This is a genomic window from Thiocystis violacea, from assembly GCF_016583565.1.
GTDB classification, from domain to species: Bacteria; Pseudomonadota; Gammaproteobacteria; order Chromatiales; family Chromatiaceae; genus Thiorhodococcus; species Thiorhodococcus violaceus_A.
Map to the genome: position 1 here is coordinate 1 of NZ_NRRF01000013.1, position 25,249 is coordinate 25,249.

The following is a 25,249-nucleotide window of genomic DNA, read 5'->3' on the forward strand; positions in this document are numbered from 1 at the left end:
TGGAACTGGGACGAGGATCGCTGCACCATCCGCACCGGCCACGGACCCGAAAACATCACCCGCCTGCGCCGCTTCGCCATCGGGCTGATCAAGACGAAATCGAAGGATTCCGTGGCGGCAACCATCGATAAACTCGCCCGTAAAGTCCGCCGTGTCTTCGACTATCTGGGCATGACGGCAAACTCCGCACCCCGCGTCGCCCAATCAGCGCCCGCCGGTTACCGTGAAACAGCGCACTTGTTGTAGGAGGCTCAACAGGACGCAATATGTTGCCTCTCCTGGCGTCCGTCCAAGCTACCGCCCCGTTTCATGGTCCGGGGTGGCGCTCCGCCATGTGCGTTAGAACGGATTCGCCGTGGCATCGGTTGGGTCAGGCGTGCCTGGGCGCGGATCGACGAAGCGGGCCTGCGACCGAGCGCAGGATGATGTCATGCACGTGCGTCGCGCTGCCTCGCCAACCAATCCTGGCGCGCAGTTTGAGTCAAACGCTGGGGCCTGTACAGAATCGAAGGTAAATCCCACTACGGCGAGTCAATCTGCGGTAGAACGGTTTCGCCGTGGGCGATGCGTAGCGACAACTTAGCGATGGCCGCGCCTTCCGATCGCCTGGGCCGCGCGGTGACCATCGGCGCCCTCGTCGTCTCGGACCTTCCCAACGTCAGGACGCCCCATGGCCCCAAAGGCAACCGTCTTCAAAGTCCAGGTCCAGATCAGCGATCTGCACCATCACAACGACGAAAGCTGCAGGCTCACCCTCGCCCGCCATCTCGCGGAGACGGATGCGCGGATCGCTCGATGCCGCTGAGGTTCAGGCGCTGACCGAGCTGGTCGAGCGCAGCATGGACCTGCCGTACAGGCTCGACGGCGAACCGGTCTAGATCAGCAATGGCCCGTCGACGGTCGAGCTGACACCACCCACACAGGCAACAGCTCCGACGCCGGCTATCCTTGTGGAGGTGAGTTCCGCCCGGCTCACGTCTAGCCCCATCTCCGTTGCGCACACTGCGCGCCAATTGATGTCCTTTGCTCGGTGCGTAGCTGGGCGGTACCTAAGTCGCTGTCAACCCCATTGTTGGTCGATGAGCTCAAGCACAGGAGGCCCCATGTCAGCTTCAATCGAGCAGGCGATCACTGAGCAGCTACAGGCATTCGCGCGGGACCGCGTTGGGCAGATGCAGGTACGGCCGCCGAAGTACGACGCCTCGGGAGCGCAGGTCATCGAAGGCGCCAGTCTCTTCGGCCGCGACCAGATCGAGGCTAAGCGCTACGTCGAGGCGCGCGACATCTTGCGCCAGGACATTCTCGACATGGAGGCGGCTTCACCGGATCGCGCGCCCTTCCGCGAGAACGATCGGGCGGAAACGCTGGTCGATGACCTCTTGCACATGTCTTTAGCCGCCATGGATTCGGCCGGGATGACATCCGCGCGACTCCCGGTCTCGCCCTGGTCGGACGACTACTGGGCGATCTACCTCGGGGTTCTGGGGTGTCGCTACGCCGACCCGGGCTTTCCCGCCTCGTCCGACTGGAAGGCCAACTACGACTATGTGGCCGCTCACCCCCCAGGCGCCGTGCTCGCCAGCGGGGATGCCGACGCCATCGATCGTCTGTCACCGGCGGAGAAGTATGACGTCCTCGTCGGCGACGCGTCCTTCACCCTGACCCGGCAGATGTGGAGCGAGGGCCGGACCTACTATGATCGCTACGGCGAGGTCGAGAGCTGGATGGGGATCTGCCACGGCTGGGCGCCGGCGGCCTACATGCTGCCGCGACCGACCGCGCCGGTCGCAGTGGCGGCGGCAGACGGTCGGACGCTCAGGTTCTACCCCTCGGACATCAAGGCACTGGCCTCGCTACTCTGGGCGAACGTCCGCACAGGCACGCGCTTCATCGGCGGACGCTGCAACGACCAGGACCCGGCGACCGATCCTCAGACCGGCCGGGTGACCTCCAACGACTGCTTCGACACCAACCCTGGCTCCTGGCACCTGGCCGTGGTGAACCAGATCGGCGCCTCGCAGCGCAGCCTGGTGCTGGATGCGACCTTCGACTACCAGGTCTGGAATCAGCCGATGCTCGCCTACGAGTACCGCTACTTCAACCCGCAGGAGATGCGCTACGCCAGCTCGCTGGAGGCAGCGCAGGTCGCCATGGCGGACTTCACGTCCGACGGCTTCTCCGCCTACCGCAGCGGCGCCGCCGCCTCCGTGGTCGGGATCGCCATGGACGTCTCCTACATCGTGGAGACACGCCCGAGTCATGCGGATACGGACAGTTCCGCCAGCGATGGCGTCAATCGCGTCCGTTACTTCTACGACATCGAGCAGGATGCGCTCGGCGGCATCATCGGCGGGGAGTGGTACAGCAACGCTCATCCGGACTTTCTCTGGACACCGCCCGAGGGTGAGCGGGCTGTGACCGCGGGCGACACGCAGGTTGCGGGCATCTGGCGACCTGGCGCACCCCTGCCGGCCGCGTGGCAGCAGGCCGGGCGCCGAGCGGCAGCCGTTAACAAGGCGCCGCTGGCCGCCATCGTCGAGCAGTTGATCGCCTTTGCCTCGGGCTAGGATCGACGCGCCCGCCGGTCACCGATCGGCGGGCGAGTGGCGCCGCTCCGAGGCCTATTCGCCGATCTTCTTCGCGAGGCTCACGACGGCCTCGGCGACGGAATACTTGGGTGCGGCGAGGCTGGACAGCAGCTTTCTGGCCTGCGCCTGTGGATCGGGTTCCTGCGTGGAATCGGTCGGTCGCTCACGCGCCTGCGAATAGGAGCGAACCGCCTCTAGGACGCCACGCTCGAGTGTGGTCAGCCCGCCCCCGCCTGAGCGGATCGACCCATAGACCTGCGCCAAGCGCTCAGGCTCGCTGGAGATCATGCGCTCCAGCACACGTGCGGCCTCGGCGAGGCTGGCCTGACGCTCTGGGCGGCTGCCCTGCGAGTGGCCGAGGCGATGGATGAGCCAGGGGCCTGCCCGCACGACCTCCGCCGCGATGCGCCCCGCCGGCGTATCCGCCGGCACCAGACCGGCACGCTTGCGCGAGGCCTGAACGATCCGATCCCAGCTCGCGCGCAGCGTCGGCGGCCGCTCGATGCGCTCCACACGCGGCCTGGAGCCATCGCGCAGCGCAAGGCTCAGCGCCTGAACGTCCGGGTGCTCGCCCAAGAGGGCATGCAGGCGCTCGACCACGGCCCCCAAGAGGTCGCGATGCGATTCGCGCATCTGCAGCAGCAGATGCGCGCCCATGATCGTCAGCATGGGGGCGCTGAGGTCATCGCTCGCCAGGCGCTGCATCAGCGCCGAGGAGATCACTTGCCGTCCCTGCATGAGCGCCTGACGCGCGAGCTCGGTCAGTCGCGCCGTCGCACTCTCGAACTCGAAGCCCTGGTCCGGGCGCGCCATCATGAGCGACGCGGCCCGCAGCGAGGGGGCGCGCACCGACTCCCTGTCGCTCCAGAGATCCTCCATGACGAAATACGCCTGGGTCTGCCAATCGGGCGCGACGGTGGCGAACAGCTCGTAGTCGCCGAGGCGCCCGGAATCCACCCGCACCGAATAGGTGCCGGGGTCCATCTCCAGGCTCAGGGCCGCCCACCGCTCCATCCGGCCAGCCTGGCCCTCCGCGAGCCGTGCGAGCTCGGCGCCGTCCAGTGCATGGATGCTGACGCCCGGGACATCGAACTCCCGACCCTCGTCCTCATCGCGGACGAACAGAAAGAGGCGTCCTCCCTGACCGACGGACCTGTGCACCTCTTTGGAGGTCTGAGCGGCGGGCGCGGCCTGGTATTCGTGGGTCGTGAGCGTGGCGGCAATGGGTGCAGCGGAATGGAAGCGCACCGGGTCGCCACTCACCTCGACCCCTGCCCCGCCCGGTGCGACCTCGACCAATTGGTCCTGCTGAGTGGCGCCAGAGCGAAACCGCACCTTGTAGAGCCCTGGCATCACCTGCATGTCCAGGCGGCCGAGTCCGGAGGCGATGCGCTTGAGGCTAGCGTCCATGAGAAAGATCTCCGTTGCCTCGTCCGCGGCGGTCACCGCGAGGCTGACAGCCTCAGAGGGAGACGCTGACATGTCCGGATACCTCGAAAAGGGTTGAGGCCGCAGCGCCTTCGATCCATGCCTTGTAGAGTCCAGGCGCCAGGTCGAGCTTGAAGTCGGTCGAGGTGATTGGAGCCCGGTAGATCGCTTCGAGGGCGCCGGTTGCGATGACCAGCACAAGGTTGGCGTACTGGGGCTGGATCTGGAAGCTGACCGGGATCGCCGACGGCGCTCGCACGGAAAAGCTCACGTCCTTGTTCTCGTCCGCGTTGATCTGCGGCGGCGTGATCGCGACGCTTCCGGCGAAGCGGTCGAGGCTGTTGTGCACCAGCCGTTTCACGGCGGTGCCATTGACGCGCCCCAGGCGATTCGGCGTCGCGTTGCGCAGCGCGTCCAGCAGCGCGACGGTGAAGATGCCGCGCACCCGTCCGTCCTCGAATTCCCGCTCACGGGCCGTGCGGTTGAAGCCAGCCGCATAGGCGGTGAATGTCTTGACCTTGTCTGCGCTCGGGTGCGGCGTCACCCTCGGCAGCGGCGGAAAACCGATCTGGTGGAACGGGTTGGTGACGCGGCAGGCGTCGAGGATGAGGATGACCTCGTCGAAGGCCCAGGTGCGCCGGAAGAAGTCCGCGTATTTCATGAGCGCGAGATGCGTCGGCATCTCCAACTCCGCGTTCGCGGCATAGAGGGCGGCGGAGTCGGCCTCCTGGGTGTCCGCAAACCCATGACCCGCGGCGAAGATGAAGAGGCGCCCCTCCGTGTGCTGCAGGTGTGCCGCCTGCTTCACGAGCGGTCTGAACAGGGTCTCCAGCTCATCGAGGACCGGATGCGCATTGCCAATCTCCGTGATCGGCGGAAACTGGCGCGTGGTCATGAAGGCGACGCGTGCGTCATCGAGCCCGCCACCGTCGTCGGCGACCAGCCAGTCGCGAAAGGCCTCGGCGTCATTACAGGGCCCCTTGAGATCCTGCATGCCAGGATAGCTGTCGATCCCGATGACGACGCCTTGGTCCGCCATGACTAGAATCCCTTCTGGATGAGATGTCTCAGGCTTGCAAGCGTGGTGGGCTCGTCGTCGAAATCCCCATGCTTGAGCGCCGCCGTTTCCAGTCCAGCACCGCCGGCGGCGACCGACCAGACGAGGCTGTGCGGCACATCGGCGGTCAGGTGTCGAAAGGACTCGACGGCGGGAAAGCGGTCCCCCGGATAGCGCGCGGCGTCGTAGTAGCGCTGCATCCCGATGAGGGGGGTATCGGCATCGGGCTCCACGACCCCGGAGACGAAGTAGAGCAAGGAGTGGGGATAGAGCACGGGTACCAGACGGTCTTTGCGCTCGTTCGGGTCGCTCATGGTGAAGATGCGCAGGCCCTGAATCCTTGCTCGGTTATGGGTGAAAGACTCGGCCGTCAGCGCGAACGTCGAGGCCGGCGCGAGCAACACGATGTTCAGCTTGAGCTCCGCTGGGAGCAAGGTCTCCGCCACCTTCAGCAGGTGGGCGATATAGACCGCCCCCGTGCTGTGCCCAACCAGCGTGACGCGCGGTCGGGCGCCATTGCGAACCCGCTCCCCAAGCAGGCTCAGGACCGCCGTGCCGCCGAAACGCTCGGGGTCGGGGCCGAAGCTATTTTGGGTATCGCCCTTCATCTGTGCCCAGATCGTCCCGCCGACATTCGCGAGATAGAAGGCCCGCAGAATCTCCTCGACGACCGTGGCGTGGAAGCCATGGTCTCGCTTGTGGAGGTAGCGTCTGATGACGCGCGCGGCGACGAGCACCAGGGCCTTGGCAAGCTTGGCGGCGGAGAAGAGGCCGCGGGCCGTCGGATCCGGGCGATCCAGCAGCGCATCCACCGCCGCAGGGTCCATCAGAGTCCCCGTGGCGGCGCGGACGGGCGCACCCGTCCGCGCCGCTGCATCCGCGACGACATCCGTCGGATCGCGCAGCCCCGCCGATACGCCCTGGGCCGCGATCTGCAGCTCTGGGTCCGCCTGCAGCTCCGCCTCCAGGACCATCATTTCGGCATCGGAGAGCGGCGTTAGTGCGGCGTCTGGCACCGGCTCGGCGGGCAAGCGCGCCGGATCACCCGAGTCCAGGGCGCGATCCAAAGCGGCCTCCTCCGCACTGAGATCGAGCGCCGGGATCACGCCCGCCGCGCGTGCGCCGACGCCCTGCTCCAGCTTGCGCCTCACCATGCTTGAGACCCGCTTCAGCAGAATGCGGAAGAAGGCCTCGGCGGCGATCGAGCCCAGGTTGTTGCGGATGGTCTCCAGCGCGCCGGACTCCCAGACGCTGAAGATCGGGAATGCGCCGGCTCGCTGGTACTCGGGCGTCAAACGCTCGGCGATGGCGCGGCCCTTAGCCTGGGAGACCAGGCCGCCATGGAAGTGCAGCACCAGGTTGCCGCTGTCGACCGCGTCGTCGACCATCTGCTTGACCGCGGAGAACGGGGTGTCCGGCGCCAGCCTGCCGTTCGCCGTGTGGATGATGTGGTTCGTCATGAGCGTCTGCCACCCTCTTGATCGAAGCGGTAATCCGTACCCTTGAGTATATCCGCTCAATGTCGGATGCGAGGTGGGCGGCGCGGTATTCAACCGTCGCGCTGTTGTGCAACGTCAGTGCTCGCCGAATGCACGTCCGCATCACGGCATCCACGCGCACGGCATTGAGCGCGTCCAGCGAGATCCACCCGTGGCCGCAGGGGATCAGATACAGCAAGACACCGGGAAAAGGGTGCCGGGCGATCGCGTGTAATTGCTCACCCGACCCGCTCCAGAAATGCGGGTCGAACGGTACATGGTCGGGCGGGATTCGGCGGTTGAGATCAACCGGTGTATTCAGAGCAGCAAATCCGCCTCGCGCCACTGGTGTAATCCGGCGGCGATCAGCGCGACCCCCAGCACCATGCCGAGCAGAATCGCAGAGCCCAAGGCGCCCATCGCGATGAGTAGGACACCGAGCAGGATGCTTGCCCACAAGCCGATTTTTCGAAGCAGTGGCGGATTGACGATTCCGGCGTCGCGCAGCGCGATCAAACCGGTGATGCCGCTCAGAATGAGACCACCACCGAAGAACACCGCCACCAGCCAGAGGGCCAACTCCGGCCAGATGAGGACCACCAGGCCAGCGATGATTTGCGCCCAAGGGCCGAAGACGCTGAGGGGCACCCCTTGCTTGCGCACGTCGATGACGAAGAGCAGAGAGACGATGCCGCTGGCGAGCATCACGCCGCCAAGCGCCAACACCGCCAATGTGCCGAAGAAATAGGGGAGCGCAACCGCCGCCACCCCAAGCAGGATTGAGACGATCGCAAAGCGTCTTGTTGAGGCCACGCTGTCGCTCCTTGTTGCGCTGACGGACACGCCCAAAGGTCGCCACGGGGCGGCGAGCCTGCCCCGATGACGTTAGCGTTTGTCAGGTTATCGGAGTCTAGCGCATGGCGCGATGGTGCTCGACCAGAAACCCGTCACTGCGGCTCGATGCGCCGGGTCGGCGACCTCATGGATCGGCGTTCATGGCCGATCCTTGTCGATTGGGCTGGGTCGAGCCAGCCAGGGCGACCGCTGTTCAGGCCTGAATCTGGCTGATCGCGGCCAGCGCCTGCTGTTCGCTGTCGAGACACCCTGCCCTGGCCGTCCGTCAGAACCCGCTGCCCGAGAGGCAAGATGATGACCGAACGCCACACGCCCGCCACCCACCAGCGCGCCCATGCAACCGACTGGGACGCCACGACCTATGACCGCATCGCGGACCCCATGACCCACTGGGGCGTGACCGTGCTCGAACGCCTGCGTCTGGACGGGCACGAGCGCGTGCTCGATGCCGGTTGCGGGTCGGGCCGGGTCACCGAGCATCTCTGCCAGCGCCTGCCGCGCGGGACGGTCATCGCCCTGGACCTCTCCTCGGCAATGCTGGTGGAGGCCAGGCGCAGACTCGCCTCCTATGAGGATCGGGCGAGCTTCCTGCGTGCCAGCCTCGCCCAACCGCTACCGCTCGCGCCTGTGGATGCCGTCTTCTCCACCGCCACCTTCCATTGGATTCGTGATCACGATGCCTTGTTCGCCAACCTCGCCGCGGTGCTGCGCCCTGGGGGTCAATTGGTCGCGCAGTGCGGGGGTGCGGGCAATATCGCGCGCGTCCATGCCGCCGCCAGGGCGGCGGGCATCGATCTCGATCCGACGCACTTCGCCACACCGGCCGAGACGCAGCAACGGCTCGAGGCGGCTGGTTTCATCGACATACAGTACTGGCTGCAGCCGGAGCCCACGACGCTCGCGCCAGGGGAGCCGCTTGAGACCTACCTGCGCACGGTCTGTCTGCGCCACCATCTTGAGCAATTGCCCGAAACGGACCGCCAACCCTTCCTGCGCGAGGTGATGCGGCAACTCGGCGAGCCCGTGATCGACTACGTGCGGCTCAACCTGCGCGCGCGCCGGGGGGCCGTCAGGTGAGTTCGTCCACGTCAACGGCAATGCCCTCCGCACCCAGCGCTGCGACGATCGCGGCGGTCAGCCTCGCGGCAATCGCGGCAATCGCGGGCGCTGATCGCCCTTGAAGACGCTGCTTGAGCGAGCGCACCTGCCTGACGAAGACAGACCAAGTCACGGGCTGGCCACCATCGCCGTCGCCGGGGTCGGATTGGCTGCCGCACCCGATCATGAATTCGGCGTCACCCTCGCGGTACTCGATGAGCCAGCCCCAGTCCTCGCCGATGGGATAGCTGGTCACGACGCCGCTTTTCACGAGCGTCTGCGCCAGCCACCAGGCCAATTCAAACCCGTAGGCGCCAGGATTGACCTGGCAGTCTTCCGGCAAGACCGGAAGGAACTTCGCGCTCGTGAATTCGATCTGCGCCATACAAGCCTCGCTCCGACCTGGATCTCGCTCACACCCTGACATCAACGTCCTGCCCACCTCGCAGGAGTCACCTCCGCTCGCCCCTGTTCGGCGACGCCCCTTCAGAGCGCCACCTGGCGCTCCGGTCGGACGTGACGCCCACCCGACAGGCTATCCGCTCGCGGCGTCGCGTCAATCGCGATCCGGCGAGCTTCAAGGCACGGTCGGAGCGGCCGCCCGCGGCAAGGTCTCTAGCGTCTCCTCCCATCCTTGCGCTTCGGCCTCGCGATTGGCCTGCCCCAGCGTCTGGACGTCGCTCAGATCCTCAAGCCGATCGGCGGTACGATTGCCCTGCCCTTCGGTCAACGTCTCCAGGTCGAGGTCGGTGGTGGTCAGGATCAAATCCGACTCGGTCAGCATCGTCAGCCATTCGGAGAGATCGATCCGGCTCCAGTCGACCTGGGCCAGGGTCTCGACCGCAATCCCTGTGCAGTTAGGATGCTTGGCGCTCCCATAGCCGCCGATGCCGGCCTGGCCCCGGATCTGCTCATTCAGGATCCGCGACAGCGGTGAGTTGAAGCAGCAGAAGCTGTCGCGGCTCTCGATGCAGGCCCCGAAGAAATTCTTCTTGCAGTAAGCGCCGACCCGGTGACAAGACCTCAGCTCGCGCTGCACGCCGAGGGTGAACTCGTCCTCGGTGCACTCCCAGATGAGGCGGATCAGGATCATCACGATGGTGTAGATCAGATAGGCCCACATCACCCAGTAGAGCACCACCGAGATGGCAGGATTGAGGGCGACAGTCGAGGCCACCGTGCCATCGGCGGCGACCGCCGCCCCGCCGGTGGCGGCATCGACGAAGAGGGCATTGGCCGCTTGGGGGCCGAATACCGAGGCGGTCCACTGTACCGTCTGCTGCAGGAGCTGCTGTTTGAAGGTGGCGATCAGACCTTGCTTGGCCGCCTCCGTCGTCACCGGGGTCGTATTGCCGGTGATGTTGTTGACCGCCGAGGTGAAGGCGTCTTTGACCGCCGACCAGGTATCGACCAGGGGTGAGCGCAGCGTCTCCCAGGCACCGAAGGCGGGGTTGGAGACGCCCGCCTTGACCAGGGACATGGTCACGCTGTCGAGCTTGGCCACGGAGAACATCAGCTGCAGATAAAGCCCGAGCGAAATCCCGCTCGGGCGCTCGCAGCAGTTGACGATGCCGCCGACCGCGCGCTTGCACTCCAGTGCCTCGCCCTTGAAGACCTGACAGCTCCCTGTCGTGCAGTCGGCATCGAGCGAGACCATCTCGGCGGCGTTGAGCGCCGCCACCGCCTCGTCGAAGTCGTCGGAAGAGTCAGGCACGATCGCCACGCAGTCATCGCCCAGACAGCGGATCTCGCCGCCGCAGTCCAGCTCCGAGGTGCGCTCGATGCCGGCGATCTCCTGATCGGTGCCGCAGTCGTAGACGACTTGATCCACGTAGCAGACCCCTGAGCGACCGGTCGCTTCCTCGGCACAGTGGCGGCTCACCGGGCGACACTGGGGATTGGCGTCGAGGGCCGCGCAGTTGTCCAAGTCGCCGGGATTCTCGGGACAGTGCGTCACACCGTCCGGATCGGTCCAGCAGTCCATCTGGCCTTCGTTGAAGCTGGTGCAGTCAAGGGCGACGCTGACCTGCATGCAGGCGGCACCGATGCCCGAGAACTGCTCCCAGGGCTCGTTGCCGGTCTCGCCCAGATACGGCGGTGACACAAGTTCGCCGTCGCATAGCTCACCGCCGGTGACCGGGACGCAGTTGGCGTCGGGGTTGCTGGTACAGGTCGTTGTGCTGCGGCAGAAGCCGTCCATGAGACGTTCGTTGAGGGTCTGGAGACAGGCCGCCGATTCCCAGCTCCAGGCATCCACGCGCTTCTCGACGCGCCGGACGTATTCGACGATGGGCTCCCCGGTCTCGGGATCGGTGCCGACCTGAACCGGGTCCCAGTAGACCGTCGCGTCCAGCGTCCGAGTGACCGTACAACCGAGCTTGGGCTGATCCTTGTCCGGGATCAGACAGGCTTCGTACTCGGGGACATGCACCGTCCTGGGACGGCTGAGAAAGCTGTTGTCCCAGGTGCAGTCGGCATAGGTCGCGGTGAAGTCATCGAGCGAGCTGACGGTCGCGTCGGTGAAGGCCCACAGCGGATCGGCGCTCAGGTCGCTACGCGGACGAGCGACCGGCTCGAGGAGGGTCTGGTACGCCTGACCGGTTGGGGATGAGTCGGCATAGGGCGTGTCGACCAGGTCCTGCAGGGTCTGAAGACCGGCTGCTTCCAAGGCTGCAGGATTGCCGTAGAGCGCGCTCCAGTCGGTCGCTTCGCCCGCCTCCGCGCCCGGGAAGTAGGCCCGATAGTCGCCGGTCTGATCGAAGGGGGCCAACAGCGCTGGATCGCTGCCGAGTTGGCTCCCCAGCCCCTGTCCATCGGTGGCCGCCTGATCGAAGTCGAGCGCCCGGCGCAGGTCATCGCCCCACACCAGCGCCCAGGGGGTCCAGACGATGGCCAAAGTCAGGACGCTGACCAGTGATCGCCGACCCCAACCCGGCGGCCTGGGGTCACAACCAGCTAACGCAGCAGTCATGCCAGCGCCAGATCAGATAGAGGTGGTCCTCGCCGACCCCAGGAATGTTGCGCCACATGCCCCAGCGCAACTCGCTCTCGCCGATGACGTGGTTGGCGTTGGCCTCGGGGAGCGGATAGAACTGTGAGAGGCGATACTGGGTCTTGGGCAGCATCAGTGCGAAGGGCGCCTCGCAGAGAGCGGCATCACCCACGGTCTGGCGGGCGAGTCCCCGCCGATGCAAGGCCGCGAGCACCCGCGCGCTGGCGAGGCTCATCTCCGAGGGACGACCGTTGAGGGTCGGGATGCGTCCGGTGAAGGGATAGAGCCCGCCCCAGGCACCGGCGCACCAGAACAACTCGTCCAAGGGCTTCTGCACTGTGGTCGCCGAGGCGGCATCGACCAGACAGGCGGCCTGGGCGATGGAGTTAGCCACGAAGGCCGCCTCAGGATTGGTGAAGAAGGCCTGCTCGTCGTTGTTCCAGGTCGGATCGAGTTCGGAGAGATAGAGCACGTCAAAATCGGTCAGGTGATCGACGTTGCAGCGATCCGGGAAGAACAGGTCGAGCATCACCAGGACCGGGAAGGCGTAGTAGTGATAGTTGTAGAACGCCTTGTCCGAGCCGTCATAGTTGGCCTGTCCCGGCGTGCCCAGGGTGCGAAAGGAGCCCAGATCGAGCCGCGCGCCGCCGAGCGAGGGCATGCAGCCCGGCACACGGACCAACTCGACGATCCGCGCCGGCTCCCACATGCCGATCACGACACCTGGACTCGGTAGCCCGGCCGGGTCGGTGCAGGCGCACAGCGCCTGGTCGCTGGCACCGCTCGGCACCGAGCCGCCCCCGATCGGCGCCCCGGCGATGCGCAACGGAAAGAGACAGCTCCAGCAAATGTCGGTGATGAGCTTGGGTCCGAGCAGCTCGGCGTCGGGGCAGACGGCGTTGCCGAGGCCCGTGGCGGTCTCCTCTTGGGCGCGCACGGTCAGGGCCAGCGCGAGCAGTAAGCCAACCAGCGCGGCGACCTGAAGGAAGCGGCAACGCAGCATCCTGCGCATCCTCAGCCCTCCGGCGGCCATTCGGCGACCACCAGGCCTCCCTCGCGCGACTCGACCACGGCCGGCACCCGCTCGATCTGGAAGCGGCGCTGAATGTCGGGGGTCAGCAGGTAGAGCGGATCCTGCAAGGCCGCCTGGACGGCGCGATAGCCTTCCCAGCCGGTAGCACGATCCAACCGTGTCGCCAGATAGAGCGGCAACCGCCGATCGGCACGACTCGCCCTTCCGCGCCGCGCGACCTCGGCCACTTGACGCGGGTCGGTCGCATCGAAGACAAAGAGGCGCTGACGAAAAGGCATGACGGCAAGCGGATCGACACGGTCGCCAGCGCGGATCACGGTGGTCCCGTCCGGGAGGGCCACATCGGCTTGTGCGACAAGGGTCAGGTCCAGACGTCGCTCACGTGGCTTCTCCGCCACCGGTAGCTCGGCAAAGGCCGCACGCTCCCAATAGTGCTCCAGTGCCGCCTCGCGCCGGGCGCTCCAGTCGATGCCCGCCAGACGCCGTTGCAGCTCAACGATCAGATCGGGCTCGCTCACAGCGACGGTAGGACCACGGACGCCCAGATTGCCCCGCCGGCCCTGCCCCACCTGCTCCAGCAGCCAGTCCGGTCGGCTGATGCCGCTGACGCGAGCAAGCTCCGCTCCTACCCTATCGGTGACGATCAACTTCGGAGCCACCTCCACCTGCGGAGTCTGGAAGGGGCGCGGATCGATCTCGATGCGGGGAATCGCATTGGTGCTCAGGCCATCGCGTGCTTCACGCAGAAGGACGTGGATCTGGCGGATGAAATCACCCAGCGATTCGCCCAGCGCCACACCACGAAAGACCACCCGCACTTCGGGTCGCCCGGCCGCCTGCGCGAAAAGCTCGCGCAGTTGAGCCTCACCCAGGGCACGGGAGGCCAGAATCGTCACGGTCAGCCCCTTGCTCGACGGCTCCGGCGCTGTGTCATCTGATTCTGGGGAAGTGGCCGATGGCGCAATGGCGTTGGAGGATCCGACGTCCCGAAGCGCCACCGACCAGTCGGCAACCGTCTCGTGCTGCTCGATCAGCCAATCGGGACGCGGCGCCGCCAGCGCCTGTTCCTGAATCTGCACCGCCTGATCGCGCAGCGCCGGATCTGGCAGCGCCTCGTCGGCCCGACTCTCGCCGATGACCAGGGTCGCCAGAGCCCAGATCAGGACCAACACCCATCGCCACTCAGAACAGCGCATAGGCCTTCCCGACCATCCGCGTGACCGGGAGAAAGCCCCAGTAGCGCGAGTCGAAACTGTCGGCGGTCTCGCCAAGCATCCAGAAGTGCTCGACCGGAACCCGCTCGTGGCGCAGCAGGCTCGCCGGATCGCGCTGCAGCGCCGGGGCCAGTGCCAGTCCTTGCGCCATCGGCATGCCGTTGATCGCGGTCTCGGCGAGCGTGACCGTCACCCAGTCTCCCGGCACCCCGGCTGCGTGCTTGACGAAGAGGCGTCCCTCGAAGGCGTCCACCCCCAGCCCCTGCGCGCGGAAGGCCACCAGATCCCCCTGGATCACTTCCTCGGGGCCGGCGAAGGTGTCGATCAAAAAGACGCGCGAGGACTCCAAACAGCTGTGCACCTGCAGATCGATCCCGAGGCGGTAGCGGATCGCCCCATAGGCGCCAACACCCAATACCAGGCTGAGTACCACGACAGCCAGCACTGCCCAGCGCCAACGCAGCGGCCGGATGCCGAACCGCCAGCGGCTCCCCACAAGCCGACCTTGGGCACCTGGCTCAGCCTTACTCGGGCGCATGCGGCACCTCCGTTTCCCGAAGCGTGAGCGCAGGCGGAGCGGCCAGCACCGCATGCCGATCCAGGACCAGCACGCCCCGCGCCGCCAGACCCTCGGCGGCCTGGGTATAGTCGCGCAGGATCTCCGTCATCTGCGCCGGGTCGGCGCCACGGGCGGCGGCGGACAGGTCCAGCAGCAGCACCGGCGGTCGGACCTCCAGCGCCTGGGCGAGCTGACGCTGCCACCAGAGGCTCAGAAAGGCACTACTCGCCAGACATAGGAGACCGGCGACAAGAACGACCGTGCTCAGCCCTGGTGGTCCCGCCGCCCTTGTCGGCTGGGTCGAGTCGGTTGGCGCCGCTCGCATCAGAGATACCCGCCCCTCAGCCATGCCCAGGCTCCGCCAACAACCTCCGGATCGCCGCGTCGATCGACAACCCCCGCCGGCGCAGCGCGCTCAGCGCCGCCACATCGCGCGGGTGGGTCGAATAGAGCAGCTGACGGAAGGGATCCACCACCAGCCGGCCGATTCCGGCCCCGTAGTCGCCGATGACCAGGATCTCGGAATAGACGCCGGGGACCGTGTGCACGGTCTTTAGGAGTTCCGCCCCGCCCTCGGTCAGCGGCAGGCGCTTGGCGGCGCGCAGCTGATCGATCGCCTGCGCAGGCTGGGCGAGCAGAAAGGTGTGGGCCGAGTTCTCGGCGATCGCCCGCCCGGTCGGATGGGCATAGAGGTCGTTGAGCGACTGGGTGACCGTGACCGCGGAACCTCGGTACTTGCGAAAGCGCCGGTAGCCGGTCTCGATGAAACGGGCGACATCGCCCTGGGTGAGCAGATCCCATGCCTCGTCGAGGATCACCAGCTTGGCCTGGTCCCGCTCGCCCAGATACATCGCCTGCTGGATCTGATAGATGAGCTGCAGCAGCACCACCTGCTGGAGGTGCTTGCGGCCCTTCAGCTCCTCCAATTCGAGGACGACGAAGGGCGCGGAGAATTGGATGCTGTTGGGTCCGTTGAAGAAGCGCCCGTACTCGCCCGAGGTGGTGAAGGGATAGATCTGGGTGCCCAAATCGCGCAGCCGGGGATCAGGCTCGGCGCTCAGGGCAGCGGCGATGCCGTCGATGGTCATGGCCGCTCCCTGCGCATCCCACAGGGTTTTGAGCACCCGCTTGAGCCCCGAGAGGGCATAGTCGTCCAGCCCGCCCGAGGGTGCGATCATGGCCCCAACCAGGGCCGCGATCATGTCAGCCTCCTCGTCCCAGTGCACGACCAGCTCGAAGGGATTGAGGCAGATCCGCGCCTCGCGAGTGAAGGCCAGGAACTGACCGTCCAGCGCCTCGCAGAGCTTCTCGTAGGAGCGCCCGACGTCGATCACCCAGCAGCGCCCGCCGACCGACAGCGTGGTGGAGATCAGCTCATTGGTCAGAAACGACTTACCGGCGCCCGACTGGGCGGCGATGCAGGCGTTGTAGTTGGAGGCCGAGTCGAACAGCGAGAGGTTCATCAGCTGTCCGCCCCGGCTGATGAGGTTCAGTACCGGGGTACCGGTCCCTTTCCAGTCCCCGTGCACCGGCATCAGGTTGACCGCGTGCGAGGCCGCCAGGGTGCGGTAGCGTTGCATGTCGCGAATGGCGGTGCGGTCGGCGCCGAAGGGCAGACAGTTGAGAAACAGGGGGAGCGTGAAGAAGCGGTCGCTCACCACCTGAAAGCCCAGCTCACGCCAATAGGTGCGCAGGTTCGAGGCGGCGGCGGTGGCCTGGTCCTTGGGCGCGAAGAGCACGAGCCCCAGATGCGCGCGCACCGGCCGGTCCCCGGCGTCGAGCCGCTCGAAGAGCACCCGGAAGCCCCGCGCCCGCTCGGCCAGGCGCGGCAGATAGACCGCGATCGGCCCGGTCGCCATGTTGGTCGCCCACTGACTTTGGGTCTGGAGCAGCGTCCGGGTGGTCTCGGGCTCGGGGAAGTGCAGATTGAGACAGACCAGCAGGTTGTGCGGGATGCCGCATGCTCAGTGGTGGCGACGCGCAGCAGCGTTCGGAACAGTTGGGGGTGCGGTGCCTTTATCGTCCCAACGGCCTATACACCGCCGACAAGACAGCCAATAGCCGGTTCAGCCCGATTTCTTGATCAGGTACGCGGACAACCGGTCCAATAGGCGGCGATGTCGGTCAGGTGCGAGTGTGCCGATGACGCCAAGAAGGCGCCTCTCGGGCAGCACGGCCAAGAAGCCCAAACGAATAAGCGAGGGAGACTTCAGACCGCTGGTGGCATAGTCGGCATGGTCCGTCAGGATCGGATCGTCGAATCCCGCGATCTCCTGATGCAACTGGGTACTGACGCCGCAGACCAACCAATCATGGAAACCCGGCATGCGCCGCAGTGCAATCGTCGGGCGGTTCTTCACGCGCCCGTCAGCTTGGGGAAGCGGCGTCAGCACTATGTCGCCCTCGTTCATGTACGTCTCACATCCATCAGCGTGTACTCGGGCTCGTCGTCTCCATAGGCATGCGCGAGACCCGTTACCGCAAGATCTGCCCAAGTTTCGCGTTCGGCGTCCATTGAAGGCGGCATGACTGTAACCAGCAACCGAGCGTTGCGGGGAAGCTGGAACGGCTCATCGAGAATGATCGATTGGCCGTCGAAATGGGCGTTCAGGGTAATGCTGGGCATCGAGACCTCTGCAAGCATCATTCGGTAACTGGAAGCCGGCTCTATGTCGTAGAAGGCTGGCGTCTGCCAAGCTCGCCATGAGGCCGTATTACTCATCCTGTTTCTTCGAGAGGACGACCACTGGCCGACGAATCTCAACGCCATTGACGTGACCGACGGTACCGACACTTTTCGACTCCACCACCTCGCCCCAAGCCTGCTTGACCAGCGAGCAGAGCAGCGCCCAGGGTGTTCGCGGTCCTGGCAGAGCTTCGTAACCAGGCAGACACTGAGGCCACGCAATGCTATCGATCGATAGAAAGTGTGGCAGCTCTGAGTCGGCAAAAATGACGTCTTCACTTCGTTCGAAATCGTCGTAGAACTCCACCTTAAGCACGCCGTCTTCGTCGCCTTCGTATTCGACGCTCGCGCCTTGGAAGACCTCGACCCGGTTAGTGACATGCAACATTTTCGAGAGTGCCGAGACTGTGATGCCTTTACTACCTTTAAGGACTACCGGCAAAGCGCCGGGATCGCCCCCGAGCGCCAAGATGATCGGCACATAGCTCGTGTCACTACAGAACCAATCCGGCTCATCGGCCTGACAAATCAGCGACGCCTGCTCTGTCGCCCAACAGCTCAGAACCTCCAATGGCACCTTCGGAATCGAAGAATCGCGAACCACGGTTTCGATCTCTCCTCCCAAGAGCACGCCTGCAATATGCCCGAGGCGAGAGGTTCTCAACCCGTCGGTTGTCACAACCCCGGGGGCAAGGAAACTTGGAGCAGTCGAGATTGTGGCCCGGCCATAGCGGCGACCGTCCGAACCTTCGAGCGTACACATGTAACTGCCGGTTAGCACATGCTTTTCATTCCCGTCCAGCCACAACCGCTTCAACAGGCCATCAGCAGGCATCGACCACCAGTCGCCAGCCTCAACCACACGGTGAACCCTCCCTAAATCATCGGCTACCTCGACGCTAACATCCAGGGTTGGGCACAGTGCTGCGGCCAGGCGCGCAAGACTGAGCCGAGATCCCTTTGATGTTGTCGTCTGGAACAAAAGCCCCCCTTCGACGCTCGGATCGACCTTCAGACGAACCGCGACCTGCGTCCCGCCTTCCCGCGACGCCCTGTCGCTAGGCGTATCTCGCAGCACCGGCCGCGATGCGAGACCCTGTCGGAACTCGAGCGTCCGGGTGTCGGCGTGACTGGCGTCGTAGCGACGACTGGTTACCTCTACATGGTCGCCAAGCATGAACACGGAGAAAAAACCGATCCCGAAGCGGCCGGCCGGCTTGAGGCCCTTCCCCATCAGACCTGGGTGCTCCCAGCGCATATCGGAGCTGCGCCACAGCGAAGCGCCGAAGTCCAATAGCGTGCCAGTCAGGACACGCGGCCCCATGCCGATCCCGTTGTCGCGCACGTCCAGCCAGATCCCAGCCTCATTTTTGCGCAATCCAACCTGGATCAAGCCGAAGTCTTCCGGCACACCGGGCAGACAACGCCGCGCGCGGATGGCATCGGCCGCGTTCTGGATCAGCTCGCGCAGGGCAACCCTGGGATCGTTGCCATAGAGTCGGGTGCCGCCCAGTTTAGCGACCAAGCCAGCCACGTCGGAGACGCGCAAACTGGTATCGACCGGCTGCCAGCCACTGGTCGGCAGCAGGCGCGCCAGCCGCTCAGGCGAGTCCGCTGCCTTGACGCGATTGATGGCGAACTGCGGCCGTCCGGTCTCTTCGAGCAGACGATCGACTCCTTGCAATTCGCGGTCGATCATGCGGATGGTGTCGAAGCACAGCCACCAGGCATCGGTCTCATTCGATCCGAATGGACTGCCGGTATAGACCAGGGCGTCTGCGTTGCGGCTCGGTTTGCCAAGGCGTTGCTGGAAACGCCAATGGTCGCCGGAGACACCTGCTGGTCGCTCAAGCGTCCTGAGCCAGCGCGGCGCCCGCCGATGGTCGATGTGGGCGGCATCCGCTACACGCAGCAAACAGGCGATCTTCAACGGATCGACCGTCCAGTCGGAGGGCAAACCGGCCCCGGCGTTGTAACAGGGCGGCAAACGGTGCTCCAAATCCACCAGATCCCACCAGTGGCTTGCGGCAATCTTGCCGATCAATGGACCGTAATAGGTTCGCAGGTCCGCATCCTGAATTAGATGCTCGTCGGCATCCTCTGACTCTGGCCCAGGCCAGCGGATGACCGCGAGATGCTCGGCCTGCTTGGCATGCAACGCGCGAAGGGTATCCGGCAATGACTCGTCGATGACGTCTTGCGGGGGGGTGTCGAGCGTCTGAGCCGAAGGCGGCTCGTCACACCGGCGCCTCAAGACCATCGCCACCACATCGCGCCATTCCGGTGTTTGCTGTATCTCGTCCAGGCCGCCCGGATAGGCCGCGCGACAATGCGCCGCATCATGGAGAAGGATGGCGCTGCCGAGCACGAATGCCTCGGCGGATGTCAGGTGAAAACCATCGCCAGCGATCAGACTAGCGGTCTCCCAGAGCGCGTCAAGGTGAGTAACATCATGCACCGTTAGACCTGGGATCTCAGCCGAGATGAGACCCACAAGTGCGGCGACCCGGCCCCGAATGTCGAGCAGAGTGACTCGCAGTCGCTCCCGGGCTTTCTGATTTGGATCTGCGGCTTGGCTCGCCAAACTGTCTTTCCAGAGAGATGTTCCCTCAAACTCGAGCATGGCTTGTCGGGTCCCTTGTCCACTTGTTCATGTGCCGAAACGCCAGCTTGCACCTCGGATGCACGCACTTCAATCTAGCAGCGCAAGCTGCGCTGAGATCGCACACGACACGGGGCGATGCGGTTCGTTCATCCCCGCATCCATAGCCGCCTATCCCGGGAGTGTTGTCCGCGTCACCGGGCGCGCATCCACCGCTTCGCGCAGCCGGGTGATCTCCTGCTGGAGGGCCTGGACGTCGCTTTGCTGGGACTGGCGCAACTGCTCGACCTGGCGGTTGAGCGTGGCCGCCTCGCCGGGGCCGCGCTGACGCTCGCGGGACGTCGCCTGGGCCAGCTCGCGCTCGAGCTGGGTCAGACGATTGGCCAGACCGTCGATGCCGAGCGCACGCGGATCGGCGTCGGTCAGCAGATGCCGGGTGAGCCGCTCGCGCGCCTGCTCGGCGCGAGTACCCGGGGTCGCTGGCTCATCAAGGGCGATCACCGCAATCAGCGCGACCACGCCGAGCACGACACCGATCAGCAGCCAGCGGCGCAGGCCGGGCGAGAGCCGCTCCCAGGTATCGGCGGGGGTGACGGGCATCTAGCGGGCTCCCTTACCGCGCAGAGAGGGACGCGCGGGTCGGCGCTGCTCCGGCGTCGGACGCCGCACCGCGACATAGAGCTCTGCCTGCTCGCCCGGAGCCAGCCAGACCCGTGGCCAGGCGGCCACGGCGACCGTGTCCCCGTCGAGGTCCGCGCGACAGGCGCGCTCTTCGATCTCCAGTTCGGCATCCGTCGTGTTCCGTGCGAGCGCGGTGATTAGCCAGAGGTCGCCACCTTCGAGGACCTGACCGCGGCGGGTCTCCAGACCCAGTTGGACGCAGGTCACGGTCTCCTGGCGCCGCGCCTGACGCAGACCGTAGCCCCCGGGGATCTCCTCGCGCGCCAGGGCGCGCATGGCCTCGGTGAGGGCCGTGACATAGTCCGGCGCGGCGACTGCGGTCGGTGCGGACGGCGCTCCAATCGGGTTCGTGCTGGGGAGCGGGTCGGTCAGGACCAGGCGGATCTCGCGCGGGGGGATGCGCCGTGGGGCGAGCGTCAGGGACAGCGCATGGTTGGGATCCGAGGCATCGCTCACGAAGAGGGTCACCGGCGTCTCGTTCCCAGTGGCGACATAGATGGCCGAGCCGTCGACACGAGTGCTGGCATCAGAGACGGTGCGTACCTGTGGATTCGGGAAGGGGGTGAGGATGCTGTTCAGATGATCGATGGCGATCTCGACGATGAGGTTGACACCGATGGTGGCCTGCACCGTCACCGGGCCGACCTCGAGGTGGGTCGGGCTCGGATCCGGCGACTCCGCCTTCACGCGCAGGAAGCGCCCGCCCCAGTCGTCCGGCTCCAGCGTCCGCTTTCCGGCGAGCACGGCGTCCGGGATCGGCGGCAGCTCGATGCCGATGTCCTCGGGCTGAGCCACCGCTGGACCGATGACCGCAAAGAGCACCGCCAGGGTCATCGCGAGTGTTAGCACCGAAGCACGGGGGTCAAGCAGGCGGCCGGTCGGCATGTCTCAAGTCCTCGATCGATCGGGCGGATGGACGGCCCGGGCGTTGTCACTGAGTCGACGCCGCCGGGGCGACGTCTGCCGTTGAATCCGCTCCGCGCCCCTTGCGCTCACGCGCATCCTGATAGGCGTCCAGGTACGTGATGAGCGGGCGGTAGTTGCGGAAGGCGACCTGCACCTCATAGGTCCGGGGCCGGGTCACCGGATCGGCACCGGGGTCGGTGATGACCTGCTTGCCGCTCACCCGCACCCGATCGCTGTCGGCCTCGTACTGGACGAGTTCGGGGGCGAAGCGCACGCTCACCCGGTCGCGCTTCAGGGCCTCGACCTGGTCGTCCAGAATCCCGGCGATGGCGCGACGCAGACTCGGGCTGAGCAGGGGCTCAAGGGTCCGGCGCAGGAAGGGCGCATTGGTCGGGGTGACGTTGCCGAGCAGTTCGGTGACGAAGAGGCCCCAGGCCTCCTTGACCTCCTGGCTTGCGGAGGCACGCGCCACATTGACCTGGCTCTCCAGGATCGGCGGCACCAGCACCACGGTGCGCTCGGCCTGCAGCAGCGCGCTGAGGGTGAGCAGGTTGGTGGCGAGGAGCGCGATCAGGAGACCGCGGTGGAAGCGGTTCTCCGTGACCAGGCGCTGCCAGGTCTGGCGAAAGCGCACCAAGTTCATCCGCGCGGCCTCATGGCAGGTAGCGCCGCACGAAGGGATTGGGCGTGCTGCGATGCCCCATCGGCATCAGGCCGATCCAGTAGAGCGCGTGCAACGCATAGCCGTCGGCGCGGCTCTCGCGGAAGCGGCCATAGAGGCGCACGGTCACCAGACCGAGCAGGATGAAGATCAGCGGTTGATTGACCAGGATGCCGATCACCAGCACCAGGAAGAAGGGCGTGACATCGTCGATACGCCAGAACAGCAGGTTCGGCGGATCGTCGATGTGACGGGGCAGCTCCAGGGTCGCCATCGGGGTCGCTCGCTCCGGGTGAGACAGACGTTTCGGTGCGCAAAACGATGCCGACTTTCACGCGCCGCGTCAGCAAACAACGGTTATTCGCGGAAGAACCGTTTCTTGGCAGTGGGCAGAAACGTCGTCCGATCACGAGCAGCGTTCAAGATGAGCGCACCAGCACACTGGAAGCGTCGAGCCTCCCTGTGCGCAAGGTCTAGACTGTCCTCCATCAACGCCATCGGGCATGCCGACCGATTCAACCAGGAGCGACTAGCCATGACATCCGAGCGACTCAACGCGGACTTTGGAATCCCCGAGCACCTTGTCTTCTGCGACGGACCCGGCGGACTGGTGCAGGCACGCCTGGCGTGTCCCTGGGGAGCGGCGGTGGTCTCGACCTACGCCGGTCAGGTCTTGAGCGATGTGCCGGCCGGCGAGGCGCAGGATCTGCTGTTCGTCTCCGAGCAGGCCACCTACCAGGCGGGCAAGGCCATCAAAGGCGGTATGCCGGTGTGCTGGCCCTGGTTCGGCCCCGATCCGCAGGGGCTAGGCCGTCCTCAGCATGGCTTCGTTCGCACCCACCAGTGGCAGGTCACCGGGAGCCATCGATCGGCCGACGGCGCGGTCCGACTGGTCTTGGGTGTGACCGACACCGACGAGACCCGCCAACTCTGGCCGTCTGCGTTCGCGTTGCGGATCGAGGTCACCCTGGGTCAGTCCCTCCAGGTCACGCTGGTCACGGAAAACCGCAGCGACGCAGCCATGGAGATCGGCCAGGCCCTGCACACCTATTTCAAGGTTGGCGATGTCAACCGAGCCAGGGTCGTCGGCCACGGCGAATCCGTTCTAACGCACATGGCGGAGCGCCACCCCGGACCATGAAACGGGGCGGTAGCTTGCACGGACGCCAGGAGAGGCAACATATTGCGTCCTGTTGAGCCTCCTACAACAAGTGCGCTGTTTCACGGTAACCGGCGGGCGCTGATTGGGCGACGCGGGGTGCGGAGTTTGCCGTCATGCCCAGATAGTCGAAGACACGGCGGACCCTGCGAGCGAGTTTATCGATGGTTGCCGCCACGGAATCCTTCGATTTCGTCTTGATCAGCCCGATGGCGAAGCGGCGCAGGCGGGTGATGTTTTCGGGTCCGTGGCCGGTGCGGATGGTGCAGCGATCCTCGTCCCAGTTCCAGTCGAGGATCCAGTGATGGGCCTCGATCCCCCAGTGCCCACGGTTAAAGCCGAGCAGACACGCGGGGTCGGCGCTGTCGGGGGTGTGATCGGTGACACCGTAGACCGTCTCGATGGAGACCTTGCCGGTCTTCTTCTCAATGGTGTGTCGCTCAATGGCGAAGACCTGACCGACCTGGGGGAAGTCGAGATAGGCGTTGAGGGCCGTGGAGGTCCAAATGGCACGGCTTTCGATGCGCCCGTGCTGGAGGGAGAATGGTTCACGAAAATCCGGCTCGCCGCGGTCGGCGAAGTGCAGGCGGATATCGGCGGCCAGCGTCGGTTGGTTATCCTTGGCGGTGAAGAGGTAGTGCGCACCACGTTCGACCAGATCGTCGGNGAGAATGGTTCACGAAAATCCGGCTCGCCGCGGTCGGCGAAGTGCAGGCGGATATCGGCGGGCAGCGTCGGTTGGTTATCCTTGGCGGTGAAGAGGTAGTGCGCACCACGTTCGACCAGATCGTCGGCGAGCTTGCGCTGGGTGAGCAGGGCGTCGGCGGTGATGGTTTTGCCGGCGATATCGAGCGGTTCGAGCACCGGGATCGCCATCCCGATCTCGTTGGTGCGTTTCAGCTCATCGCTGCCATCGACGGGCAACGAGGCGACTTTTTTTGGGTGTGACAGATCTGCGTTTGATGTCCGACGACACCAAGAATATGGGTCTGGCGCCCCTCCGCGTCGATGGCATTGCACATCGTCTTGCCATCAATGGCCAAGCCCTCGTCGGCCGCGGCCATCTGCGCATTCCAGCCCTGCAGCGCCTGATCGAGCGCGTCGGGATCAACCCGCGTGAGCACATCCCGGATGCGGGTGCGGCTCGGGACCTCGTAGCGCCCGTGACGATAGCGGCAGCCAAAGCGCGCACGGGCGGCCTGGCCAAGGTCCTTCGCCCATGCGGCGATCGCCTTATAGCCACGTGCCCCGCACAACACCGCGCCGGCGGCGATGGCGAGCACCGCCGGCAAGGGATGGCGCCGACCTTGGCTGCGACGTGGATCGGGCACATCGGCAAAGAACGCTGGAAGCGAACGCATCTGCTTGGCACTCAACATCAGTTTCGGGGCTCCGTCGTGGTCAAGAGGATCGAGCATCGGTTGGGTCAGGCGTGCCTGGGCGCGGATCGACGAAGCGGGCCTGCGACCGAGCGCAGGATGATGTCATGCACGTGCGTCGCGCTGCCTCGCCAACCAATCCTGGCGCGCAGTTTGAGTCAAACGCTGGGGCCTGTACAGAATCGAAGGTAAATCCCACTACGGCGAGTCAATCTGCGGTAGAACGGTTTCGCCGTGCCCGATTGCCCGCCGCCGCTTGACGCGCGCGGGCGTCGCCGATCATAGTAATCAGCGATGGCGTCTCAGCGTCGTCCAGGCGCCAAGGGAACTTTAGGCGTCGTTCCGACTCCGAATTCTGGAAGGATTCACCTCCTCCTATCCACTCGTTCCAAGCCAGCGCGCACCCCCTGATCGATGAAGATCCCAGGCGCTACCATTGCGCGCTCACTTGCCACTCCCGTCGAGCGGTCCAGGGATGTCGCGCCCCAGGTTGTGCCGCTGTTTCCCAAGCAGGGCACCGACCCGATCGTCCAGCGTCCGGTCACGGACGTGGACCAGTCTGCGGTCATCTACCTGCGCGATCGCTACCCCAGTGCCTACGCCGATCACGCCGCCGACCGCTATGCCCAGCGCGCGATCGGAGCCTACGAATCCGTCCACCAACTGAAAGAGCGCGACGATCTGCGCGCCATCACCGGAGTCGACACCTTCGCCTGAGGCTTGCGAGAACGCGACGATTCCGTCCCTGTCTAACCGCCCGTATCGACGGGGCCTGCGCATTCCTGACCAAGGTTTCGCGTCGGCTCCCATCGCTCTAGGGCCTCATCAATCTCAGTCTGTCATTTGGAGTCGTTGGCTATGAGCCAAGCGGGT

25 protein-coding genes and 1 pseudogene are annotated in these 25,249 nt (G+C 65.6%); 6 read left to right on the forward strand and 20 right to left on the reverse strand.

The window, feature by feature from the left end; translation table 11 throughout:
* The 3 genes from CKO23_RS07650 to CKO23_RS07660 all read left to right on the forward strand — a co-directional run.
* The coding region (locus CKO23_RS07650; RefSeq protein WP_200329707.1) for a hypothetical protein at window positions 1-246 on the forward strand (246 nt) is incomplete at its 5' end.
* Window positions 247-670: 424 nt separating this feature from the next.
* Window positions 671-805, forward strand: coding sequence for a YaeQ family protein (locus CKO23_RS07655; protein ID WP_200329709.1), 135 nt, complete (start codon window positions 671-673; stop codon window positions 803-805).
* Window positions 806-1,103: 298 nt separating this feature from the next.
* Window positions 1,104-2,567, forward strand: coding sequence for a hypothetical protein (locus tag CKO23_RS07660; protein WP_200329711.1), 1,464 nt, complete (start codon window positions 1,104-1,106; stop codon window positions 2,565-2,567).
* Between the two features lie 54 nt (window positions 2,568-2,621).
* Here CKO23_RS07660 and CKO23_RS07665 read toward each other — a convergent pair whose 3' ends face one another.
* From CKO23_RS07665 to CKO23_RS07680, 4 genes are all read right to left on the reverse strand, one after another.
* Complete coding sequence (locus tag CKO23_RS07665; protein WP_200329713.1) at window positions 2,622-4,070, reverse strand: hypothetical protein; 1,449 nt, start codon at window positions 4,068-4,070, stop codon at window positions 2,622-2,624.
* Window positions 4,051-5,055: a caspase family protein gene (locus CKO23_RS07670; RefSeq protein ID WP_200329715.1), complete on the reverse strand. Its 1,005-nt coding sequence runs from the start codon at window positions 5,053-5,055 to the stop codon at window positions 4,051-4,053. Before CKO23_RS07670 ends, CKO23_RS07665 begins: the two co-directional genes overlap by 20 nt.
* 2 nt (window positions 5,056-5,057) lie before the next feature.
* Complete coding sequence (locus tag CKO23_RS07675) at window positions 5,058-6,533, reverse strand: hypothetical protein (RefSeq protein WP_200329717.1); 1,476 nt, start codon at window positions 6,531-6,533, stop codon at window positions 5,058-5,060.
* Between the two features lie 336 nt (window positions 6,534-6,869).
* Entirely contained in the window at window positions 6,870-7,364 is a 495-nt protein-coding gene (locus CKO23_RS07680; RefSeq protein ID WP_200329719.1) for a DUF308 domain-containing protein, read from the reverse strand.
* A gap of 333 nt (window positions 7,365-7,697) precedes the next feature.
* Here CKO23_RS07680 and CKO23_RS07685 point away from each other — a divergent pair, with 333 nt between their 5' ends.
* A complete protein-coding gene (locus tag CKO23_RS07685) occupies window positions 7,698-8,483 on the forward strand; it encodes a class I SAM-dependent methyltransferase (protein WP_200329721.1) in 786 nt (261 codons plus the stop codon).
* On the opposite strand, the gene CKO23_RS07690 is transcribed toward CKO23_RS07685, so the two are convergent.
* The 14 genes and pseudogenes from CKO23_RS07690 to traL all read right to left on the reverse strand — a co-directional run bounded on the left by CKO23_RS07690 (window position 8,476) and on the right by traL (window position 22,112).
* Window positions 8,476-8,889 carry a hypothetical protein gene (locus CKO23_RS07690; protein ID WP_200329723.1) on the reverse strand — a complete coding sequence of 138 codons (414 nt, stop codon included), beginning with the start codon at window positions 8,887-8,889 and terminating at the stop codon, window positions 8,476-8,478. The two genes, CKO23_RS07685 and CKO23_RS07690, sit on opposite strands and share 8 nt — an antisense overlap.
* A 192-nt stretch (window positions 8,890-9,081) precedes the next feature.
* Entirely contained in the window at window positions 9,082-11,400 is a 2,319-nt protein-coding gene (gene traN, locus CKO23_RS07695; protein ID WP_242482287.1) for a conjugal transfer protein TraN, read from the reverse strand.
* Between the two features lie 49 nt (window positions 11,401-11,449).
* A complete protein-coding gene (locus CKO23_RS07700; protein WP_200329727.1) occupies window positions 11,450-12,508 on the reverse strand; it encodes a TraU family protein in 1,059 nt (352 codons plus the stop codon).
* Between the two features lie 2 nt (window positions 12,509-12,510).
* Complete coding sequence (locus CKO23_RS07705; RefSeq protein ID WP_346014585.1) at window positions 12,511-13,701, reverse strand: TrbC family F-type conjugative pilus assembly protein; 1,191 nt, start codon at window positions 13,699-13,701, stop codon at window positions 12,511-12,513.
* 10 nt (window positions 13,702-13,711) lie between these two features.
* Window positions 13,712-14,281, reverse strand: a complete 570-nt coding sequence (gene lepB / locus CKO23_RS07710) for a signal peptidase I (RefSeq protein WP_200329731.1) — start codon at window positions 14,279-14,281, stop codon at window positions 13,712-13,714.
* Window positions 14,268-14,627, reverse strand: coding sequence for a hypothetical protein (locus tag CKO23_RS07715; RefSeq protein ID WP_242482288.1), 360 nt, complete (start codon window positions 14,625-14,627; stop codon window positions 14,268-14,270). The genes lepB and CKO23_RS07715 overlap by 14 nt, the downstream gene beginning before the upstream one ends.
* Window positions 14,628-14,643: 16 nt before the next feature.
* Window positions 14,644-16,260 (reverse strand): annotated as a pseudogene (locus CKO23_RS07720) (TraG/VirB4 family ATPase); the annotation flags it as partial.
* A gap of 108 nt (window positions 16,261-16,368) precedes the next feature.
* Window positions 16,369-16,713, reverse strand: coding sequence for a type II toxin-antitoxin system PemK/MazF family toxin (locus CKO23_RS07725; RefSeq protein ID WP_200329735.1), 345 nt, complete (start codon window positions 16,711-16,713; stop codon window positions 16,369-16,371).
* Window positions 16,710-17,024 carry a hypothetical protein gene (locus CKO23_RS07730; protein WP_242482289.1) on the reverse strand — a complete coding sequence of 105 codons (315 nt, stop codon included), beginning with the start codon at window positions 17,022-17,024 and terminating at the stop codon, window positions 16,710-16,712. The genes CKO23_RS07725 and CKO23_RS07730 overlap by 4 nt, the downstream gene beginning before the upstream one ends.
* The gene (locus CKO23_RS07735) at window positions 17,017-19,611 is read right to left on the reverse strand and encodes an HD domain-containing protein (RefSeq protein WP_200329737.1); all 2,595 of its coding nucleotides are present in this window, start codon (window positions 19,609-19,611) and stop codon (window positions 17,017-17,019) included. Before CKO23_RS07735 ends, CKO23_RS07730 begins: the two co-directional genes overlap by 8 nt.
* Before the next feature lie 150 nt (window positions 19,612-19,761).
* Window positions 19,762-20,190 (reverse strand): hypothetical protein, encoded by a 429-nt coding sequence (locus CKO23_RS07740; protein ID WP_200329739.1) that lies wholly within the window; start codon window positions 20,188-20,190, stop codon window positions 19,762-19,764.
* The gene (locus tag CKO23_RS07745; protein WP_200329742.1) at window positions 20,191-21,156 is read right to left on the reverse strand and encodes a TraK domain-containing protein; all 966 of its coding nucleotides are present in this window, start codon (window positions 21,154-21,156) and stop codon (window positions 20,191-20,193) included.
* Between the two features lie 46 nt (window positions 21,157-21,202).
* Window positions 21,203-21,820: a TraE/TraK family type IV conjugative transfer system protein gene (locus tag CKO23_RS07750; RefSeq protein WP_200329744.1), complete on the reverse strand. Its 618-nt coding sequence runs from the start codon at window positions 21,818-21,820 to the stop codon at window positions 21,203-21,205.
* 10 nt (window positions 21,821-21,830) lie between these two features.
* The gene (gene traL / locus CKO23_RS07755) at window positions 21,831-22,112 is read right to left on the reverse strand and encodes a type IV conjugative transfer system protein TraL (protein WP_014777977.1); all 282 of its coding nucleotides are present in this window, start codon (window positions 22,110-22,112) and stop codon (window positions 21,831-21,833) included.
* A gap of 261 nt (window positions 22,113-22,373) precedes the next feature.
* On the opposite strand from traL, the gene CKO23_RS07760 reads away from it, so the two are divergent.
* Window positions 22,374-22,979: an aldose epimerase family protein gene (locus tag CKO23_RS07760; protein ID WP_242482290.1), complete on the forward strand. Its 606-nt coding sequence runs from the start codon at window positions 22,374-22,376 to the stop codon at window positions 22,977-22,979.
* 61 nt (window positions 22,980-23,040) lie between these two features.
* Here the strand turns inward: CKO23_RS07760 and CKO23_RS26700 are convergent, their stop codons facing one another.
* Window positions 23,041-23,655 carry an ISAs1 family transposase gene (locus CKO23_RS26700; protein ID WP_369408000.1) on the reverse strand — a complete coding sequence of 205 codons (615 nt, stop codon included), beginning with the start codon at window positions 23,653-23,655 and terminating at the stop codon, window positions 23,041-23,043.
* Between the two features lie 238 nt (window positions 23,656-23,893).
* The gene (locus CKO23_RS07775; protein WP_200329748.1) at window positions 23,894-24,376 is read right to left on the reverse strand and encodes a transposase family protein; all 483 of its coding nucleotides are present in this window, start codon (window positions 24,374-24,376) and stop codon (window positions 23,894-23,896) included.
* 414 nt (window positions 24,377-24,790) lie between these two features.
* Between CKO23_RS07775 and CKO23_RS07780 the strand changes: the two genes are divergently transcribed.
* Window positions 24,791-25,093, forward strand: a complete 303-nt coding sequence (locus CKO23_RS07780; RefSeq protein ID WP_200329750.1) for a hypothetical protein — start codon at window positions 24,791-24,793, stop codon at window positions 25,091-25,093.
* Window positions 25,094-25,249: the final 156 nt, after the last annotated feature.

Bases quoted from the DNA above. Each gene is read 5' to 3' on its own strand.
- CKO23_RS07735 (WP_200329737.1), bottom strand. From the start codon at position 19,611: ATGCTCGAGTTTGAGGGAACATCTCTCTGGAAAGACAGTTTGGCGAGC.
- CKO23_RS07700 (WP_200329727.1), bottom strand. From the start codon at position 12,508: ATGCGCAGGATGCTGCGTTGCCGCTTCCTTCAGGTCGCCGCGCTGGTT.
- CKO23_RS07675 (WP_200329717.1), bottom strand. From the start codon at position 6,533: ATGACGAACCACATCATCCACACGGCGAACGGCAGGCTGGCGCCGGAC.
- CKO23_RS07725 (WP_200329735.1), bottom strand. From the start codon at position 16,713: ATGAACGAGGGCGACATAGTGCTGACGCCGCTTCCCCAAGCTGACGGG.
- CKO23_RS07660 (WP_200329711.1), top strand. From the start codon at position 1,104: ATGTCAGCTTCAATCGAGCAGGCGATCACTGAGCAGCTACAGGCATTC.
- CKO23_RS07780 (WP_200329750.1), top strand. From the start codon at position 24,791: ATGAAGATCCCAGGCGCTACCATTGCGCGCTCACTTGCCACTCCCGTC.
- CKO23_RS07740 (WP_200329739.1), bottom strand. From the start codon at position 20,190: ATGCCCGTCACCCCCGCCGATACCTGGGAGCGGCTCTCGCCCGGCCTG.
- traL (WP_014777977.1), bottom strand. From the start codon at position 22,112: ATGGCGACCCTGGAGCTGCCCCGTCACATCGACGATCCGCCGAACCTG.
- CKO23_RS07665 (WP_200329713.1), bottom strand. From the start codon at position 4,070: ATGTCAGCGTCTCCCTCTGAGGCTGTCAGCCTCGCGGTGACCGCCGCG.
- lepB (WP_200329731.1), bottom strand. From the start codon at position 14,281: ATGCGCCCGAGTAAGGCTGAGCCAGGTGCCCAAGGTCGGCTTGTGGGG.
- CKO23_RS07750 (WP_200329744.1), bottom strand. From the start codon at position 21,820: ATGAACTTGGTGCGCTTTCGCCAGACCTGGCAGCGCCTGGTCACGGAG.
- CKO23_RS07690 (WP_200329723.1), bottom strand. From the start codon at position 8,889: ATGGCGCAGATCGAATTCACGAGCGCGAAGTTCCTTCCGGTCTTGCCG.
- CKO23_RS07745 (WP_200329742.1), bottom strand. From the start codon at position 21,156: ATGCCGACCGGCCGCCTGCTTGACCCCCGTGCTTCGGTGCTAACACTC.
- CKO23_RS07775 (WP_200329748.1), bottom strand. From the start codon at position 24,376: ATGTTGAGTGCCAAGCAGATGCGTTCGCTTCCAGCGTTCTTTGCCGAT.
- CKO23_RS07715 (WP_242482288.1), bottom strand. From the start codon at position 14,627: ATGCGAGCGGCGCCAACCGACTCGACCCAGCCGACAAGGGCGGCGGGA.
- CKO23_RS07670 (WP_200329715.1), bottom strand. From the start codon at position 5,055: ATGGCGGACCAAGGCGTCGTCATCGGGATCGACAGCTATCCTGGCATG.
- CKO23_RS07655 (WP_200329709.1), top strand. From the start codon at position 671: ATGGCCCCAAAGGCAACCGTCTTCAAAGTCCAGGTCCAGATCAGCGAT.
- CKO23_RS07730 (WP_242482289.1), bottom strand. From the start codon at position 17,024: ATGAGTAATACGGCCTCATGGCGAGCTTGGCAGACGCCAGCCTTCTAC.
- CKO23_RS07760 (WP_242482290.1), top strand. From the start codon at position 22,374: ATGACATCCGAGCGACTCAACGCGGACTTTGGAATCCCCGAGCACCTT.
- CKO23_RS07685 (WP_200329721.1), top strand. From the start codon at position 7,698: ATGATGACCGAACGCCACACGCCCGCCACCCACCAGCGCGCCCATGCA.